Raw genomic sequence first — 17728 nt, forward strand, 5'->3', positions numbered from 1 at the left:
GTTGAAGTGGACGCGTTAGCCCTTCACTTGATCATTATCAAGTGAATGCATGATCTATTTCGGCGACACCATTGCGCCTCGTCATGCTGAGAAGAGATTTTCCAGCCCGCTCCTGCCAATTTGATCTTGGTCAAAGAGCCTCGACCAACCTCGAGCAATTGCAGTTCCGTCCGAAATGCCAAAACAGGGATCGAATCATGCAAGGTCAGGAAATCGCGACGAGCGGTGAGCAAAACAGGGCACTGGGCTTAAGCACGTTTGCCTTCACGATCTGCTTCGCTGTCTGGACGATCTTCGCGATCGTAGGGATCGAAATCAAGGCGGAACTGGGCCTGAGCGATACGCAGTTCGGACTGCTGGTCGGAACGCCGATCCTTACCGGTTCGCTCAGCCGTTTGTTGCTCGGGGTGTGGACCGATCAGCATGGTGGCCGGATCGTTTTCCCGATCACCATGCTCGCCTCCGCGGCATCGACCTTCCTGCTGTCCTACACGGACAGCTATCTCATGATGTTGCTGGCGGCGCTGGGTCTGGGCTTGGCGGGCGGCGGCTTCGCAGTTGGCGTCGCCTATGTTTCCAAGTTCTACCCGCTTGAAAAGCAGGGCTCGGCGCTCGGATTCTTCGGAATGGGCAATGTCGGTGCGGCAGTGACCAAGTTTCTTGCGCCGTGGGTTATGGTGGCGATCGGCTGGCAGGGCGTGGCCCAGGTCTGGGCGGGAGCCTTGGCGATCGTAGCCGTCCTGTTCTACCTTTTTGCCAAGGATGATCCCGAGTTCGCGGCCCGCAAGACTAGCGGGGTGAAGGCAAAAAGCCTGCTCGAACAGCTCGAACCGCTGCGCAATGAGCAGGTGTGGCGCTTCTCGCTCTACTATTTCTTCGTTTTCGGTGCCTTCGTGGCGCTCGCGCTCTGGCTGCCCAATTACATGGTGGGCCTCTACGGTATCGACGTGAAGCTGGCGGGCATGCTCGCTGCGACCTTCTCGCTCTCGGCCAGCGTATTCCGCGCCTATGGAGGCGTGCTCTCGGACAAATATGGCGCGCGCAAGATCATGTACGCCACCTTCGGCGTCTCGCTGATCTGCCTCTTCATGCTGTCCTATCCGGCGACCGATTACGTCATCCACGGGATCGAAGGCGACATCACGTTCTCGACCTCGATGAACCTGGTGCCTTTTGTCATCACTGTATTCGTGCTGGGCTTCTTCATGTCGCTCGGCAAGGCGGCGGTCTACAAGCACATTCCGGTCTACTATCCCGGCCACGTTGGATCGGTGGGCGGTCTCGTGGGCCTCGTCGGTGGGCTCGGCGGCTTTATTCTGCCGATCGTGTTCGGTGCGGTCAGTGACCTGACGGGCATCTGGACCAGCTGTTTCATGGTCTTGTTTGCCCTGGTGGGCGTTGCGCTCGCATGGATGCATATCGCCATCCGGCAGATGGAGCAGAAGGCCAGCGGGATCGATACGCGCTCGCTACCCGAATTCCCGGAAATGGCAGAGCTGCACGATGAGGAGAAGCAAGCTGTCGCTACTCCCAGCAAGGTGCTGACCGAGTGGAAACCTGAGGATCCCGGTTTCTGGGAGCAATCGGGCGAGAGGATTGCGCGGCGCAATCTCTACATCTCGATTCCCGCCCTGCTGCTAGCCTTCTCGGTCTGGATGGTGTGGTCGATGGTGGTCGCGAAGCTGCCCTCGATAGGTTTCGACTACACCACCGATCAGCTGTTCTGGCTAGCGGCATTGCCGGGACTTTCGGGCGCGACCTTGCGAATCTTCTACAGCTTCGTCGTACCGATCTTTGGCGGTCGTCTGTGGACCACCATGTCGACCGCGTCGCTGCTGATCCCGGCTTTCGGGATAGGCTATGCGGTTCAGAACCCGGACACGCCCTATATCATCTTCCTCGTTCTCGCCCTGCTGTGCGGCTTTGGTGGCGGCAACTTCGCCTCCTCCATGTCGAATATAAGCTTCTTCTTCCCGAAGGCACAGAAGGGCAATGCGCTAGCGCTCAACGCCGGACTCGGAAACCTGGGGGTTTCGGTGATGCAGTTCCTGGTACCGTTGGTGATTGTCGCCAGCGTTTTCGGGGCCTTGGGCGGTGAACCCCAGCGGACTGCGGAAGGCGGCGAACTCTGGCTGCAGAATGCCGGCTTCATCTGGGTGCCGTTCATCATGGTCTCCACGCTGCTGGCATGGTTCGGGATGAATGACATCGCCGACGCGAAAGCCAGCTTCTCCGAACAGTCGGTGATCTTCCAGCGCAAGCACAATTGGCTGATGTGCTGGCTCTACACCGGCACATTCGGGAGCTTCATAGGTTTCTCCGCTGGCCTGCCGCTCCTCGCCAAGCATCAATTCCCGGACGTGGATGTGCTCCAGTTCGTCTTCCTCGGGCCGCTTGTGGGCGCGCTTAGCCGTGCTGCGACCGGTTGGGTATCGGACAAGTGGGGCGGTGCGCGAGTAACCTTCTGGGTCTTTGTCCTCATGATGCTGGGCGTGCTCGGGGTGGTGTACTTCCTCGAGGCGGCCAACTGGTGGGGCTTCCTGGGCGCTTTCATCTTCATGTTCTTCATGACCGGTGTCGGCAATGCCTCGACCTTCCAGATGATCCCAAACATCATGCGCCAGGAAGTCCCGCGCCTGATGCCGGAACTCGATGCAACGGCCCGGGTTCGCCAGGCAGAGAAGGAATCCGCTGCGATCGTTGGCTTCACTTCGGCCATCGCCGCCTACGGGGCCTTCTTCATCCCCAAGAGCTTCGGCAGTGCGATTGCCTCCACCGGTTCGCCGATGGCCGCACTGTGGGGCTTTTTCATCTTCTACGCCAGCTGTGCGGCATTGACCTGGTGGGCCTACACCCGCCGCGGCGGTTTGCTGCACGATATCGAACGCGGCCGGGCGCCAGCCCCGGTTGGAACACCAGCTCAGCTCAAGGGAGCAACCGCATGAGCCATCTTCTCGACCGCCTCACCTTTTTCAAACAGGCCAAGCAACCGTTTTCGAAAGGCCACGGGATCACAACCAACCAGAACCGTGACTGGGAGGACAGCTATCGCAAGCGTTGGCAGCACGACAAGATTGTGAGGTCGACCCACGGGGTGAACTGTACCGGTTCGTGCAGCTGGAAGATCTACGTCAAGGGCGGGATCATTACTTGGGAAACGCAGCAGACGGACTACCCGCGCACGCGGCCCGATCTGCCGAACCACGAGCCTCGTGGGTGCCCTCGTGGGGCAAGTTACAGCTGGTATATCTATTCGGCCCAGCGGCTGAAATATCCGATGATCCGCTCGCGGCTCGTCAAGCTGTGGCGCGAAGCGCGTGCTGTGCGGACTCCCGTCGCGGCATGGGCATCGATCGTCGAGGATCCGGCCAAGCGCAAGAGCTACACTGCCATCAGGGGCCATGGCGGTTTCGTGCGTTCGACCTGGGATGAGGTGAACGAGATCATCGCCGCAGCCAACGCCTACACCGCCAAGACTTATGGCCCGGACCGGGTGATTGGGTTCTCGCCCATCCCCGCGATGTCGATGGTGAGCTATGCGGCCGGTTCGCGCTATCTCTCGCTGCTCGGCGGCACCTGCATGAGTTTCTACGATTGGTACTGCGATCTGCCACCCGCCAGCCCTCAGACCTGGGGTGAGCAGACCGACGTTCCGGAAAGCGCCGATTGGTACAATGCCGGCTTCCTGATGATGTGGGGCTCAAACGTGCCGCAAACGCGCACGCCCGACGCGCACTTCATGACCGAGGCACGCTACCGCGGAACCAAGGTTGCCGTGGTCAGCCCTGACTATGCCGAGGCGACCAAGTTCGCCGACCTGTGGCTCAATCCCAAGCAGGGCACCGACGCGGCGCTCGCCATGGCGATGGGGCATGTCATCCTGCGCGAGTATCACCTCGACCGTCAGGCAGAATATTTCGAGGAATATTGCCGCAAATACTCCGACATGCCGATGCTGGTGCGCCTCGTCGAAAAGGACGGAGCTTATGTGCCTGAGAGGTTGCTGCGCGCGTCCGACTTCCTCGAGGATCTTGAGGAAGATAACAACCCCGATTGGAAGACCGTCGCGATCGACGACAACACCGAAGAGGTCGTTGTGCCCAACGGCTCCGCAGGCTTCCGCTGGGGCGAACAGGGCAAATGGAACCTGGAGGAGAAAGACGGGCGGGGCAACGACACCGCGCTCAGGATGACCAACATCCTCGAAGGCAATCACGACGAGGTGGTCGAGGTCTCCTTCCCCTATTTCGGCAATCGCGAACACGATCATTTTGAAGGGACCGATCATCCCAGCGTGCTCAATCGCCGGGTGCCGGCGCGCCAGCTCCAGCTCAAGGAGGGCAAGGCTTTCGTTGCGACCGTCTTCGACCTGTTCTGCGCAAACTATGGTCTCGATCGGGGTCTTGGCGGAGACCATGTCGCGCGGGATTACGCCGAAATGGTCCCCTACACCCCGGCCTGGGCCGAAAAGATCACCGGCGTGCCGGCAGATCAGATCATCACCACTGCGCGAGAATTTGCCGGCAATGCCGAGACAACCAAAGGCAAGTCGATGGTCATCCTCGGAGCCGGTCTCAACCACTGGTACCACATGGACATGAACTATCGCGGCATCATCAACCTGCTGGTGATGTGTGGTTGTGTGGGTCAGTCGGGCGGTGGCTGGTCGCACTATGTCGGGCAGGAAAAGCTTCGGCCGCAGACCGGGTGGCTCCCGCTTGCCTTTGCGCTCGACTGGAACCGACCGCCACGGCAGATGAATTCGACGAGCTTTTTCTACGCGCATACCGACCAATGGCGCTATGAAACGCTCGACGTGGACGAAATCCTCTCGCCGACCGCGCCGGAGGGCGAATGGGACGCGAGCCTGATCGATTACAACGCCCGCGCTGAGCGCATGGGGTGGCTGCCAAGCGCGCCGCAGCTCAAGACCAATCCGCTCGAAGTGGGCAAAGCCGCAAAGGTATCGGGCAAGGACGCCAAGGACTATGTGGCGGAGCAGCTCAAGTCGGGTGAGCTGGAAATGTCCTGTTTCGATCCGGACGATCCGGCAAACTGGCCGCGCAACATGTTCGTGTGGCGCTCCAACTTGCTCGGTTCTTCGGGCAAGGGCCACGAATATTTCCTCAAGCACCTGCTCGGCACCGCGCATGGCGTGCAAGGCAAGGACTTGGGAGAGATCGGTGGCCAGAAGCCGAAGGAAGTAAAGTGGCACGATGATGCGCCGCAAGGAAAGCTCGACCTGTTGGTCACGCTCGATTTCCGCATGTCGACTACCTGTGTCTATTCCGACATCGTCCTGCCGACCGCGAGTTGGTATGAGAAGGACGATCTCAACACGTCAGACATGCACCCCTTCATCCACCCGCTGTCGGCGGCGGTAGACCCCGTCTGGGAATCGCGCAGCGACTGGGACATTTACAAGGGGATCGCAAAGAAGTTCTCCGAAGTTGCCCCCGAGGTTCTCGGCGTCGAACAGGATGTGGTCCTGAGCCCGATCCAGCACGACAGTCCTAACGAGATCGCCCAGCCCTTCGAGGTCGAAGACTGGGGCCAGGGACAGGCCGAACCTGTCCCTGGCAAGACGATGGCAACCGTTGCTCTCGTCGAGCGCGATTACCCAGCGCTTTATGAGCGGTTCTCCTCGCTTGGTCCCTTGATGGACAAGCTCGGCAATGGCGGAAAAGGCATTGCCTGGAACACCGAGAGGGAGGTGGAAAATCTGCGGAACCTCAATGGTGCCACCAAGCCCAACGGCTCGGATAAGGGCGCGCCGAGGATCGAGAGCGCGATCGATGCCGCCGAGGTCATCCTGATGCTTGCACCGGAAACCAACGGCGAAGTCGCGGTCAAGGCGTGGGAGGCGCTGTCGAAGAATACCGGCCGCGATCACTCCCATCTCGCGGTGCCCAAGGAAGAAGAGAAGATCCGCTTTCGCGACATTCAGGCGCAACCGCGGAAGATCATTTCTTCTCCCACCTGGTCGGGGCTGGAAAGCGAGCACGTGTGCTACAATGCCGGTTACACCAACGTGCACGAATTGATCCCCTGGCGGACGTTAACCGGGAGGCAGCAACTCTATCAGGATCACAAATGGATGCGCGCCTTCGGTGAAGGGTTCTGCGTCTATCGCCCGCCGATCGATACCAAGGCCGTGCAGCCGATGCTCGATGAAGCGAAGAACGCACCGCACGTGGTGCTCAACTTCATCACGCCGCACCAGAAATGGGGCATCCACTCGACCTATACCGACAACCTCTTGATGCTGACGCTGTCGCGCGGCGGGCCGATCGTCTGGATGAGCGAGGTTGATGCGGCGAAGGCGGGCCTCGTCGACAATGACTGGGTTGAAACCTTCAACGCCAACGGAGCGCTCGTCGCCCGCGTGGTGGTGTCCCAGCGCATGAAGGAAGGCACGCTCTTCATGTACCATGCGCAAGAGAAGATTACGAATGTCCCCGGATCGCCTCTGACAGGCCAGCGCGGCGGCATTCACAATTCGGTGACCCGTGCAGTGCTGAAGCCAACCCACATGATCGGTGGCTACGTTCAGCAGAGTTATGGCTTCAACTATTACGGCACGGTCGGGTCGAACCGCGACGAATACGTGATCGTCCGCAAGCTTCAGAAAGTCGACTGGCTCGAAGAAGCGCTTCCTGAAGGGGAGAATGCAGCATGAAGATCCGCGCACAAATCGGCAAGGTGCTGAACCTCGACAAATGCATCGGCTGTCACACCTGCTCGGTCACTTGCAAGAACGTGTGGACCAGCCGCGAAGGCATGGAATATGCCTGGTTCAACAATGTCGAGACCAAGCCGGGCATCGGCTATCCCAAGGACTGGGAAAACCAGAAGCGCTGGAATGGTGGCTGGGTCCGCACGCCCGGCGGTTCGATCCGGCCCAAGATGGGCGGCAAGTGGCGGGTTCTGGCGAAGATCTTCGCCAACCCCGATCTGCCCGAAATCGACGACTACTACGAACCTTTCACCTTCGATTACGCGCATCTGCAGAAGGCGGGCGAGAGCAAAGCGTTTCCGACGGCGCGTCCGCGCAGCCTGATTTCGGGCCAGCGGATGGAGAAGATCGAGTGGGGTCCCAACTGGGAGGAAATCCTCGGGGGTGAGTTCTCCAAGCGTTCCGAAGATTACAACTTCGAAGGCGTCCAGAAAGAGATCTACGGCCAGTTCGAAAACACCTTCATGATGTATCTGCCGAGGCTGTGCGAACACTGCCTCAACCCCACCTGTGTGGCGGCCTGCCCATCGGGCGCGATCTACAAGCGCGAGGAAGACGGCATCGTCCTGATCGACCAGGAAGCCTGCCGCGGCTGGCGCATGTGCGTGTCGGGCTGCCCGTACAAGAAGATCTACTACAACTGGAAAACCGGCAAGAGTGAGAAGTGCATCTTCTGCTATCCGCGCATCGAAGCGGGTCAACCGACGGTTTGCAGTGAAACCTGCGTCGGCCGCATCCGCTATCTCGGCGTGATGCTGTATGATGCGGATCGGATCGAAGAGGCCGCCTCGGCGGAAAATGTCGAGGATCTGTATCAAGCACAGCTCGATATTTTCCTCGATCCCAACGATCCCGAGGTGATCGAGCAGGCGCGCAAGGATGGCGTGCCTGAAGCCTGGCTGGAAGCGGCGCGCAATTCGCCCGTCTACAAGATGGCGATGGAATGGAAGGTCGCCTTCCCGCTCCACCCGGAATACCGCACGCTGCCGATGGTCTGGTATGTTCCGCCACTGTCGCCGATCAGTTCGGCTGCCAATGCCGGGAATATCGCGATCAACAATGGCATGCCCGATATCCGGTCCTTGCGCATCCCGCTCAAATATCTCGCCAACCTGCTGACCGCAGGAGACGAGGAACCGATTGCGGTGTGCCTCGAACGCATGCTTGCGATGCGGGGATATATGCGGGCGAAGACGGTCGAGGGTGTCCACAATGAGACCATCGCAAGCGATGTCGGCCTCACCGGCGAGCAAATCGAGGAAATGTACAAGATCATGGCGCTGGCCGATTACGAAGATCGTTTCGTGATCCCGACCGGCCACCGCGAGGATGCCGAAGACATGTTCGACGAGCGCGGCTCGTGCGGCTTTTCCTTTGGTAACGGTTGCTCCGGTGGCAGCGGCGAAACGAACCTGTTTGGCGCTCCTCCCGCCCGCAAGAAACTCCAGACTCCGACGGAGGTATTCTGATGAAGTCGCTCCATTTGCTTTCTCTACTGCTGCAATATCCGAGCAAGGACTTGCAGTCAGTGTCAGGCGAAATCCGTCAGCGGCTCAATGATGACCGCTCACTTCAGGCCAAATCCGTCGAGGCTCTGAATCCGCTCCTGACTCGGCTTGCCACGAGTGACATTTATGATGCGCAAGAAGCCTATGTCGAACTGTTCGATCGGGGGCGGGCGCACAGCCTGCATCTGTTCGAGCATGTTCACGGCGAAAGTCGCGATCGCGGCCAGGCTATGGTGGACTTGCGTGAGCGGTATCTCGCCGCAGGGCTGGAGCCGACCGGCAATGAACTGCCCGATTATTTGCCTCTATTCCTCGACTATTGTTCGACCCTTCCAGATGAGGCCGCGCGTGACATGCTGGCCGAACCGGGGGTGGTGCTGGTCGCCCTGGCCGCGCGGCTGGCCGAGAAGGGGTCCGACTATGCTCCGCTGTTCGCCCTGCTGTGCGACATAGCCGGGGTCGAGATGGACGAAGAGGCGAAGAACGCGCTTCCTCCGGCGGAAGATCCGGAAAGCCTCGAAGAACTGGATGCGCAGTGGGAAGAAGAGGAAATCCGTTTCGGCGCCGAAGCGGTCCCCGATCCAAATGCAGCCTGTCCGAAGGTCGGCGAGATGCTCGATCGGATGCGCGAAACCCCAGCTACTCAATCCTCGGCAAGGAGCTGAGCCATGGAAGACTTCATCCACCATCTGCTTTATGGGATTTATCCCTATATCGCGCTCGCCATTCTCGCGATCGGCTCAATCATACGCTTCGACCGGGAGCCCTATACATGGCGTTCGGGCTCCAGCCAGCTACTGCGCCGAAAGCAGCTGATGGTTGGATCGGTCCTGTTCCATGTCGGGGTGCTGTTCATCTTTGTTGGCCATCTGGTTGGTCTGCTGACTCCGATCGCGCTGTTCGATGCATTGGGTATCAGCCACGGAGCCAAGCAGTTGCTGGCGATCGTCGCTGGCGGAATTGCCGGCGTTGCGGCGATCATTGGCGCTACATTGCTGATCCATCGCCGCTTCTTCGACCCCCGCGTCCGTGCAGCCTCGAATTTCAGCGATAACATGATCATCCTGATCCTGTGGGTGCAGCTGGCGCTGGGTCTCGCGACCATCCCGCTGTCGGCTGGTCATCTGGACGGCCACGAAATGGTCAAGTTCATGAACTGGGCGCAGGGCATCTTCACCTTCCAGGGCGATGCGGCGAGCTACATTGCGGATGTCCATATTATCTTCAAATTGCACCTGTTTCTGGGGCTCACTATCTTCGTCTTGTTCCCGTTCACCCGGCTGGTGCACATGCTATCGGCTCCGGTGCGCTATTTGTGGCGTGGTGGTTATCAAGTCGTGCGTTCGCGCAAGAGCCTGAGCCATGGCTGACCTCATGGAGCATCCCAAAGTGGTTATCGGCGGGGTCGAAATCTCCGCCGCCGCCATCGCCGCCGAGGTACAGAACCATCCGGCCCCCGACGCAGAGGAAGCCTGGCAGGAAGCGGCGCGGGCGCTCGCTGTCCGCCAGCTCCTGCTGGCCGAAGCAGACCGGCAAGATATCGTCGCGGGTGAGTGTACCGATGTCGAAGGCCGCAAACTGGTCGAGGACGATGCCCGGATCGACGCTCTCCTGGTCGAGAATGTCATGGTGCCGAGCGCAACCACAGAGGAGGCAAGGCGCTTCTATGACAACCACACCGACCGCTTCTGCAGCGAGACCTTGATCGAAGCGGAGCATATCCTCTTCTCCGCCAGCCCGGAGGATGAGTTCAACTACAGCCTGGCAGTAGGCGATGCGCGTATGGCCATTCGCGAGCTCGAGAAAGACCCTGCCTGTTTCGCTGAGCTGGCCAAGGCCAAATCTGCCTGTCCGTCGAAAGAGCAGGGCGGCAATCTCGGCCAAGTCGGGAAGGGTCAGACGGTCGCGGAGTTCGAGCAGGCGCTGTTCGGGTTGGCGGAAGGCGAGTTGTGCCGCGATCCGGTGAAGTCACCCTATGGTGTGCACGTGATCCGTGCCGGGCGACGGGCCGAGGGCAGGCAATTGCCGTTCGAGTTGGTCGAGCAATCGATCCGCAACTACCTGGAGGAGGCAAGCTACCGGAAGGCTATGTCCCAGTATCTGTCGATCCTTGCCAGTGAAACCGAGATCGAAGGCGTCGATCTCGCTGCGGCTGAAGGTCCGCTGGTTCAGTGAACGATCATCGCATCCGAGATGTTCTGCCGATGGCAACTGGCGGCTCGAGGCGGCTGAGCGATAGTATCGGGCGCCGCTTCGAATACCTGCGCCTTTCGCTGACCGACGTCTGCAACTTTCGCTGCACCTATTGCCTCCCGGAGGGATACAAGAAGCCATGCAATAAGCCGAGCGAGTTGTCTGTTGAGGAAATCCGCAGAGCTGTCACGGCCTTTGCACAGCTCGGCCTCTGGAAAGTCCGGTTGACGGGCGGGGAGCCGACCTTGCGGAGCGATTTCGAAGACGTCGTCCGTACGGTTTCGCAAGTGCCGGGGATCCGCAAAGTAGCAATGACCACAAACGGTTACCGTCTCGCCCAGCGTGCGCAAGCATGGCGCGATTGCGGTGTGAGCGCGATCAATATCAGCGTGGATTCGCTCGATCCCGCCCGCTTCTCGGCCATCACCGGTCATGACCGGCTTGCCGAGGTGATGCGCGGTATCGATGCAGCCGAAGCTGCAGGGTTTGAGAGCATCAAGCTCAATGCGGTGCTTATGCGCGGAGTGAATGACGATGAGCTGGAAACTATGGTCGATTTCGTGGCCAGCCGAGATCTGTCGCTCCGTTTCATCGAAGTGATGCGAACGAACGACAACGCTTCCTTCTTTGATGAGCGCCATGTCGCGGGGCAGAGCGTAATCGATCGGCTGGAAGATTTCGGATGGCAGCGGCTGCCTCGCGAGGTCGGTGCAGGCCCGGCCGTAGAGTTCGGCCATCCAGACGCCAAGGGCCGCATCGGTATCATAGCCCCCTATTCGAAGGACTTCTGCGCAAGCTGCAATCGCCTGCGATTGTCATCCGACGGTAGATTGCATCTCTGCCTGTTCGGGGATGGCGGTTTCGATCTGCGACCGCTGCTGGCAAAGAATTCTGAAACGGAGTTGACCGAGCGCATTCGGGCGCTGGTTGGAGCCAAGGCACCCGCGCATCGCCTGCACGAGGGGAATAGCGGCGCGACACCGCACCTGGCATCGATTGGAGGATAAGGCATGGCCGATCTGACAATCAGCGTCGAACTCTGCGGCCGACTGGCCGATCCATGCGGTCCGACTGTCGACATCCCGCTACCAGCTACGGGGCTTCACGTGCCTGATCTCCTGGCGAGTCTGGGCAGCCACTTTCCGCTCCTTCAGGATAGTCTGGCCAAAGGACGGATCCGGGCATGCATCAACGAAACCATCGTCCCCGACGATACGGTCGTGAGGCCCGGCGATGTCGTGGCGATCTTTCCTCCGGTGTCTGGTGGATGAGTATGGCGGTCGAATTGCATGAGCGGGAGTTCGATCCTGCCGCGCTGCTCGCTCAGTTTTCAAGCGAACTCGACGACGAAGGCGCAGTGGTGAGTTTCACTGGTCGTGCGCGTTCGCGGGCAAAGGATGGCGGCGACGTTGAAGCTCTCATTCTGGAGAAGTATCGCGGTGTGACTTTGGCTTCGATGCGGGCCATTGCCGAAGATGCCCATACGTATTTTCCAATTTCAAGAAGCCATGTTGTTCATCGAGCAGGGAGGATACTACCCGGCGAGCCGATCGTCTTTGTCGCCACGGCCTCTGCGCATCGGCGCGCCGCCTTCGAAGCTGCCGATTACATGATGGACCGGCTGAAGACCGAGGCCGTGTTCTGGAAACGTGAAGAGCGAGAGGTTGGATCAAGTTGGATCGAACCGACCGATCAGGACCATTTGGACAATGCACGCTGGGATAGGCGCGCAGGTGAGGAATTATGCCGGGAATCGATGAAAGTCTGACCTTCTATCCATTGGGTGTCGCCGTTCTCACGATCTCCGACACTCGCACACTTGAGACCGACACGTCAGGTGGCTTGCTTGCCGAGCGCCTGCAATCGGCTGGGCACAAGCTCATTGCGCGCGATATCGTGAAGGACGAGATCGAGGATATTCGCGCTTGCCTGCGCGAGTGGCTCGCCAATCCCGAAATCGAGATCATCCTGACCACCGGCGGGACTGGGTTTTCGCCGCGCGATCATACGCCGGAAGCTGTCAAGCCACTCCTCAAACGCGAAATGGATGGCTTCTCGGTGTCCTTTCACCAGAAGAGCATGCAAAGCGTTGGCGTCGCTACCATGCAGTCGCGCGCATTTGCAGGACAGGCGGGAGATGCTTTCATCTTTTGCGTGCCCGGTTCAACCGGAGCCTGCCGGGATGCCTGGGATGGCTTATTGGAACTGGAATTCGACAGCCGTCACAAGCCATGCTCAATCGCGGGCGCGTTGCCGCGATTGCGGGATGTCTGCGCTTGATTACGGTTGATGAGGCGCTTGCTCGGCTTGAAGCTGAAGTCAGACCTCTGGCGATAGAGGAGGTCGCGCTTGCCTGTGCAACCGGGCGCGTGCTTGCGGAGCCGGTAACAGCTCGCAGTGCCGCGCCGCGCATGGCAGTTGCGGCAATGGATGGATATGCGGTTCTGGACGCCTCCACATCCCCAGACGAGCCGATCAGGGTGGTGGGCGAAAGCCGCGCGGGATTGAGCTTCTCAGAGGAGGTTGGGCCGGGTGAGGCCGCGCGCATCTTCACTGGCGCTCCGATGCCAAAGGGCACTGATCGCTGCATAATGCAGGAATATGCTGAGCGCGAGGGTGGAATGGTGCGCTTTACCAAGGGCTATGGCCCCGGTTGGCACGTTCGCAAGGCTGGCAGCGACTTTGCGGCGGGTGACATCCTGCTGCAAGCAGGGACACGGTTGTCTTACCGTGCAATGATCGCAGCGGCCGCTGCAGACCAAGCGTCGGTGCAGGTTCATGCACAGCCGAGGGTCGCTATCATAGGCACCGGAGACGAGTTGGCGCCACCCGGTGAGGCCCATCATCGTGCCGACGCCATTCCCGAAAGCGTGACGCTTGGCATTGCGGCCATGGCTGAGCAGGCTGGGGCAAGGATTGTCGATCGGGTGATCGGTGAGGACGCCTTGCCCGCGCTTGAGCGACTTGCCGGTAAGGTGCTGGACCTAGCCGATGTCGTGATCGTGACCGGCGGCGCTTCGGTGGGTGAGCGCGATCTTGCCAAGCCTATGTTTGCGCCGCACGGCCTCGAATTGCTGTTCGCCAAAGTCGCGATGAAACCGGGAAAGCCTGTTTGGCTGGGAAGGGCAAAGGGCAAGTGGGTGCTCGGGCTTCCCGGTAATCCGACATCCGCAATGGTCACTGCGCGGTTGTTCCTGGTGCCACTGCTTGCGATGCTGCAGGGCCAGGCAATCGGCCAGGTCTTACGCTGGCGGGAGTTGCCGCTTGATGGGACGATACCCGAAACGGGCAGCCGTGAAACCTTCGTTCGCGCCTTTTGGGGTAAGCGCGGATTACGCCCTCTCGGCAATCAGGAAAGCGGCGCGCAGGCCACGCTCGTTCGAGCGGATTGGCTGATACGCTGCACGCCCGAAGGTTCAGCCCGCGCATCGGGCGATATCGTAGTGGCGACCGAATTCTAGCCTTGGTTTGATGGCACTGGGAGCATGGCAATGGTGACAGCAAGGACTATGGAGCGGCATCGCGCATGGCAGGGTCCAGCTGTGCTGAGCTTTGGCTTCCGTCCATTCTTTCTTCTGGGAGCGATATGGGCCGCGGCGGCGATGGTCCTCTGGATTGCTATGCTCTCCGGGCGACTTGCGCTGCCCACGGCGTTCGATCCGGTGAGCTGGCACGCGCATGAATTCCTGTTCGGCTATTTGGGAGCGATCATTGCCGGGTTTCTGTTGACGGCGGTCCCGAATTGGACCGGGCGATTGCCGGTCACCGGATGGGCTCTGGGCGGACTTGTGGTGTTGTGGATTGCGGGCCGCTTGACGGTTTCCGTTTCGCAATTTCTCGATCCAATCGCGGTCGCCGCAGCCGACCTTGCAATGCTCCTCGTTCTGGCCGTGCTGCTCGGCCGGGAGATTGTCGTCGGAAAGAACTGGCGCAACCTGCCGGTGGTGGGTTTGCTCGTTGTATTCTGCCTCGCCAACGGACTGTTCCACTGGGAAGCTGCGACAGGCACCTTTGCTGCGCAGGGTTATGGGCTGCGTCTTGGATTAGGCGCTGCGGTGTTGATGATCGCTCTTATCGGAGGCCGCATCGTGCCTTCTTTCACGCGCAACTGGCTGGCGAAACGCGGGGAGGGACGACTGCCGGTCCCGCCGATGCAGGTCTTCGACAAGATCGCACTGGCTGGATTGTTGGCTGCCGTTTTGTGTTGGCTGGTAAAACCGGACGCACTGGTCACAGCCGTACTCCTCGCGATTGCCGGTGTGCTCCACCTTGTTAGGCTTATGCGCTGGGCTGGGGACCGGACAGGAGCGGAGCCGCTCGTCTTTGTCTTACACGCCGGCTATATCTTCATACCGCTCGGCGCCTTGGCTGGCGCAGCCGAAACGCTTGGCTATGGTTTCGTAGGAGCGGGGACGGCGCAACACCTCTGGATGGCAGGCGGGATCGGCCTCATGACCCTAGCCGTCATGACCCGCGCAACGCTTGGTCATACCGGGCGGGAGCTGACTGCAGGGGGAGGAACCGTCGCGCTGTATCTGGCGGTTGGCATAGCGGTCGCTGCACGGCTCATGGCGGGGATCTGGCCCGGTCACGCGCTGCTGCTTCATGGCGTTTCGGGGGCGGCATGGATCGCGGCCTTTGGCGGATTCGCGGGGCTTTACGGTCCTCTGCTCTTGCGGCCGCGCAAAACGGGTTGAGCGATCGCAGGGCCGACAGGAAGCACGCGCTTCTTCCCGGACATTATGACTGCCGGAGCCTGCTCTCAGCTCGTGCGAGCATTTCAAGGTCGTTGATATTGGTGAAGGGATCGATGCCTTGGTCCGGTGGCCAATCGATGCGTTTGACTCCGACGCTTTCCGCGAAACGCCAGATCGAACGCCCTCCCGCCGCAACGAAGGCATCCAATGCGGCGTGCTCGATCCTCCACAAAGCAGCCATTGGATGATCGCGCCCTTTACTCACTGGCATGCCGCAGGATTCCGAGCCAATTCCCCGCGCAAGTCGTTCCGCGAGATCGGATGGCAGGAACGGCAAATCGCATCCGATCAGCAGGACTTGGTCACGATTATGCACTTCAGCGAAACCGAAGGCACTCTTCAAGGCGCTGATCGGGCCAAGGCCTACCGCTGCATCTACCAGTATCGGAATTGAGGTGAGATCAAGCTGATCGGAATCGCGAACAGCAACAGCGATCAGATCAGAATGTTTGCTTGCCCAATGCAAGGCATGTTCAAGAAGAGATTTCCCGGCGAGCTTTTGAGCCGGTTTGCTGCCGCCCATGCGGCGACCTTCGCCACCGGCGGCGATCACTATCGTGGGCATTGTGTCAGTCACGGGTAAAGCAGGTAGCGCTCCCATCGATCATTGTCTTGTTTTTCGAATAACACGCGGTCGTGCACCCGGTATTCCCCTTGGGTCCAGAATTCAAAGCGACGCGGCAGTATTCGGAATCCTGACCAGAACGGCGGGCGGCCCGGATCCTTCAGGGCGAAGGAAGATGTGAATCGAGCGATACGAGCCAGAAGTTTTCCGCGGCTCTCAAGAGGAGCTGATTGCTTCGATGCCCATGCGCCGATCCTGCTGGCGAGCGGTCTTGAGGCGAAGTAGATGTCTGCTTCCTCATCGCTAACTGGCTGGACCGATCCCTCGATCCGGACCTGAAGGCCCAGTGGAGCCCAATAGAAACACAAGGCGGCATGGGGATTGGCTGTCAGTTCACTCGCCTTGCGACTGCCGAGATTGGTGTAAATCACGAAGCCCGACGCGTCGTGCCCTTTGAGCAGGACCATGCGGTTCGATGGCATGCCATCCTTGCTTGTCGTTGCGAGATTGACCGCACTCGCATCTGCAATGTCGGGGTGCCGGGACGCTTCTGCATACCACGATCCGAAGAGTGCATGCGGATCGTCGGATAGTCCGTTCATGAGCCTCTGCGATCTCGCCAGTCGGCCATGCGGTCCCTGAATTTCCCGAATTCCATTCGAGCAATCGATCGCAAGTGGACTTCATCGGGTCCATCGGCAATTCGCAGGGCTCGCATCCCGGCATAGACTTCGGCCAGACCAAAATCGTCCGAAAGACCGCCCGCTCCATGAGCCTGCATGGCATGATCTAGAACGCGCAATGCCGTTCTTGGTGCAGCAACCTTGATCAGCGCGATCTCGAGCTTTGCGGCTTTGTTACCAGCCTTGTCCATCATGTCCGCGGCCTTGAGGCAGAGAAGTCGGGTCATCTCGATATCGAGCCGCGCTTCACCCAGGCGTTGTTCCCACACCGACTGCTCGGACAGGCGCTTGCCGAATGCGACCCGCGATTGAAGCCTCTCGGCCATCTTCTCGATAGCGCGTTCGGCGGCACCGATTGCGCGCATGCAATGATGAATTCGGCCAGGACCGAGCCTGCCTTGCGCGATTTCAAACCCGCGACCCTCTCCGAGTATGATATTGCTGGCAGGAACCCGGACATCGCGCAGCACCACTTCGCCATGGCCGTGTGGAGCTCCGTCATAACCGAACACTGGCAGCATGCGTACGATCTCGACGCCGGGAGTGTCGAGCGGCACGAGGATCTGCGATTGTTGCTGGTGCGCATTCGCGTCCGGGTCGGTTTTGCCCATGACGATCGCCACCTTGCAGCGCGGATCGCCAACGCCGGAAGACCACCATTTGCGCCCGTTGATAACGTATTCGTCTCCCTCACGGCGGATCGAGGTCTGGATGTTGGTCGCATCGGAAGAGGCAACATCGGGTTCTGTCATCAGGAACGCCGAACGGATTTCTCCATCAAGAAGCGGCCTCAGCCATTGCGCCTTCTGCTCCGGCGATCCGTAGCGGTGCAGAACCTCCATATTCCCGGTATCGGGTGCCGAGCAGTTGAACGCTTCTGATGCGAAGCCCACACGCCCCATTTCTTCTGCACACAACGCGTAGTCCAGATTGGAGAGTCCGGCTCCGCGATACGCCTCCTCATCGTGCTCGGAAGGCGGCAGGAAGAGGTTCCATAGCCCCTCGGAATAGGCGCGCGCTTTCAGTTCTTCGATGATTGGCGGAACCTGCCAGCGCTCGTCTCCACATTCGCCCAGCTGGGATCGGTATACCTCTTCTGCTCGATAGACATGCGCGTCCATGAAACTTCGCACGCGATCTCGCCAAAGGGACTGATTCTCGGAAAGGCTGAAATCCATGGTTCGGGTGCTCTGCGGAAGTGATTTTCTTAAGCACAGCGATACACTCAGATGGCCGATTTGAATTGATCTTGGTCAAGGATCGATGGTCGAGTTTGTTTTCTAGTG

General features: G+C 59.8%; 15 protein-coding genes. 12 read left to right on the forward strand and 3 right to left on the reverse strand.

What is annotated here, in order from left to right; genetic code table 11:
* Window positions 1–158: 158 nt before the first annotated feature.
* Genes A6F69_RS05060 through A6F69_RS05115 form a run of 12 tightly spaced genes read left to right on the forward strand, consistent with a single transcriptional unit; the run spans window position 159 to window position 15134 of the window.
* Window positions 159–2945, forward strand: a complete 2787-nt coding sequence (locus A6F69_RS05060; RefSeq protein WP_211352821.1) for a nitrate/nitrite transporter — start codon at window positions 159–161, stop codon at window positions 2943–2945.
* Window positions 2942–6679, forward strand: a complete 3738-nt coding sequence (locus A6F69_RS05065) for a nitrate reductase subunit alpha (protein ID WP_067598200.1) — start codon at window positions 2942–2944, stop codon at window positions 6677–6679. The genes A6F69_RS05060 and A6F69_RS05065 overlap by 4 nt, the downstream gene beginning before the upstream one ends.
* Window positions 6676–8205 (forward strand): nitrate reductase subunit beta, encoded by a 1530-nt coding sequence (gene narH, locus A6F69_RS05070; RefSeq protein WP_067598203.1) that lies wholly within the window; start codon window positions 6676–6678, stop codon window positions 8203–8205. The genes A6F69_RS05065 and narH overlap by 4 nt, the downstream gene beginning before the upstream one ends.
* Window positions 8205–8909, forward strand: a complete 705-nt coding sequence (gene narJ / locus A6F69_RS05075) for a nitrate reductase molybdenum cofactor assembly chaperone (RefSeq protein ID WP_144573743.1) — start codon at window positions 8205–8207, stop codon at window positions 8907–8909. Before narH ends, narJ begins: the two co-directional genes overlap by 1 nt.
* A 3-nt stretch (window positions 8910–8912) precedes the next feature.
* Window positions 8913–9614: a respiratory nitrate reductase subunit gamma gene (gene narI, locus A6F69_RS05080; RefSeq protein ID WP_067598206.1), complete on the forward strand. Its 702-nt coding sequence runs from the start codon at window positions 8913–8915 to the stop codon at window positions 9612–9614.
* A complete protein-coding gene (locus A6F69_RS05085) occupies window positions 9607–10419 on the forward strand; it encodes a peptidylprolyl isomerase (protein WP_067598208.1) in 813 nt (270 codons plus the stop codon). The genes narI and A6F69_RS05085 overlap by 8 nt, the downstream gene beginning before the upstream one ends.
* Window positions 10416–11444, forward strand: a complete 1029-nt coding sequence (gene moaA, locus A6F69_RS05090; protein ID WP_245638295.1) for a GTP 3',8-cyclase MoaA — start codon at window positions 10416–10418, stop codon at window positions 11442–11444. Before A6F69_RS05085 ends, moaA begins: the two co-directional genes overlap by 4 nt.
* Before the next feature lie 3 nt (window positions 11445–11447).
* A complete protein-coding gene (locus tag A6F69_RS05095) occupies window positions 11448–11708 on the forward strand; it encodes a MoaD/ThiS family protein (RefSeq protein ID WP_067598211.1) in 261 nt (86 codons plus the stop codon).
* A complete protein-coding gene (locus tag A6F69_RS05100; RefSeq protein WP_144573745.1) occupies window positions 11705–12205 on the forward strand; it encodes a molybdenum cofactor biosynthesis protein MoaE in 501 nt (166 codons plus the stop codon). The genes A6F69_RS05095 and A6F69_RS05100 overlap by 4 nt, the downstream gene beginning before the upstream one ends.
* Window positions 12181–12717 carry a molybdenum cofactor synthesis domain-containing protein gene (locus A6F69_RS05105; protein WP_067602527.1) on the forward strand — a complete coding sequence of 179 codons (537 nt, stop codon included), beginning with the start codon at window positions 12181–12183 and terminating at the stop codon, window positions 12715–12717. Before A6F69_RS05100 ends, A6F69_RS05105 begins: the two co-directional genes overlap by 25 nt.
* Window positions 12669–13898, forward strand: a complete 1230-nt coding sequence (locus tag A6F69_RS05110) for a molybdopterin molybdotransferase MoeA (protein WP_067598216.1) — start codon at window positions 12669–12671, stop codon at window positions 13896–13898. Before A6F69_RS05105 ends, A6F69_RS05110 begins: the two co-directional genes overlap by 49 nt.
* Before the next feature lie 30 nt (window positions 13899–13928).
* A complete protein-coding gene (locus tag A6F69_RS05115) occupies window positions 13929–15134 on the forward strand; it encodes an NnrS family protein (protein WP_067602530.1) in 1206 nt (401 codons plus the stop codon).
* 43 nt (window positions 15135–15177) lie between these two features.
* Here the strand turns inward: A6F69_RS05115 and mobA are convergent, their stop codons facing one another.
* Genes mobA through A6F69_RS05130 form a run of 3 tightly spaced genes read right to left on the reverse strand, consistent with a single transcriptional unit; the run spans window position 15178 to window position 17620 of the window.
* Entirely contained in the window at window positions 15178–15771 is a 594-nt protein-coding gene (mobA, locus tag A6F69_RS05120) for a molybdenum cofactor guanylyltransferase (RefSeq protein ID WP_169816554.1), read from the reverse strand.
* Window positions 15768–16361 (reverse strand): pyridoxamine 5'-phosphate oxidase, encoded by a 594-nt coding sequence (pdxH, locus tag A6F69_RS05125; protein WP_067598222.1) that lies wholly within the window; start codon window positions 16359–16361, stop codon window positions 15768–15770. Before pdxH ends, mobA begins: the two co-directional genes overlap by 4 nt.
* On the reverse strand, window positions 16358–17620 hold the full coding sequence (locus A6F69_RS05130; protein WP_067598225.1) for an acyl-CoA dehydrogenase family protein: 1263 nt from the start codon (window positions 17618–17620) through the stop codon (window positions 16358–16360). Before A6F69_RS05130 ends, pdxH begins: the two co-directional genes overlap by 4 nt.
* Between the last annotated feature and the right edge of the window lie 108 nt (window positions 17621–17728).

Source organism: Altererythrobacter ishigakiensis, from assembly GCF_001663155.1.
GTDB lineage: Bacteria > Pseudomonadota > Alphaproteobacteria > Sphingomonadales > Sphingomonadaceae > Erythrobacter > Erythrobacter ishigakiensis.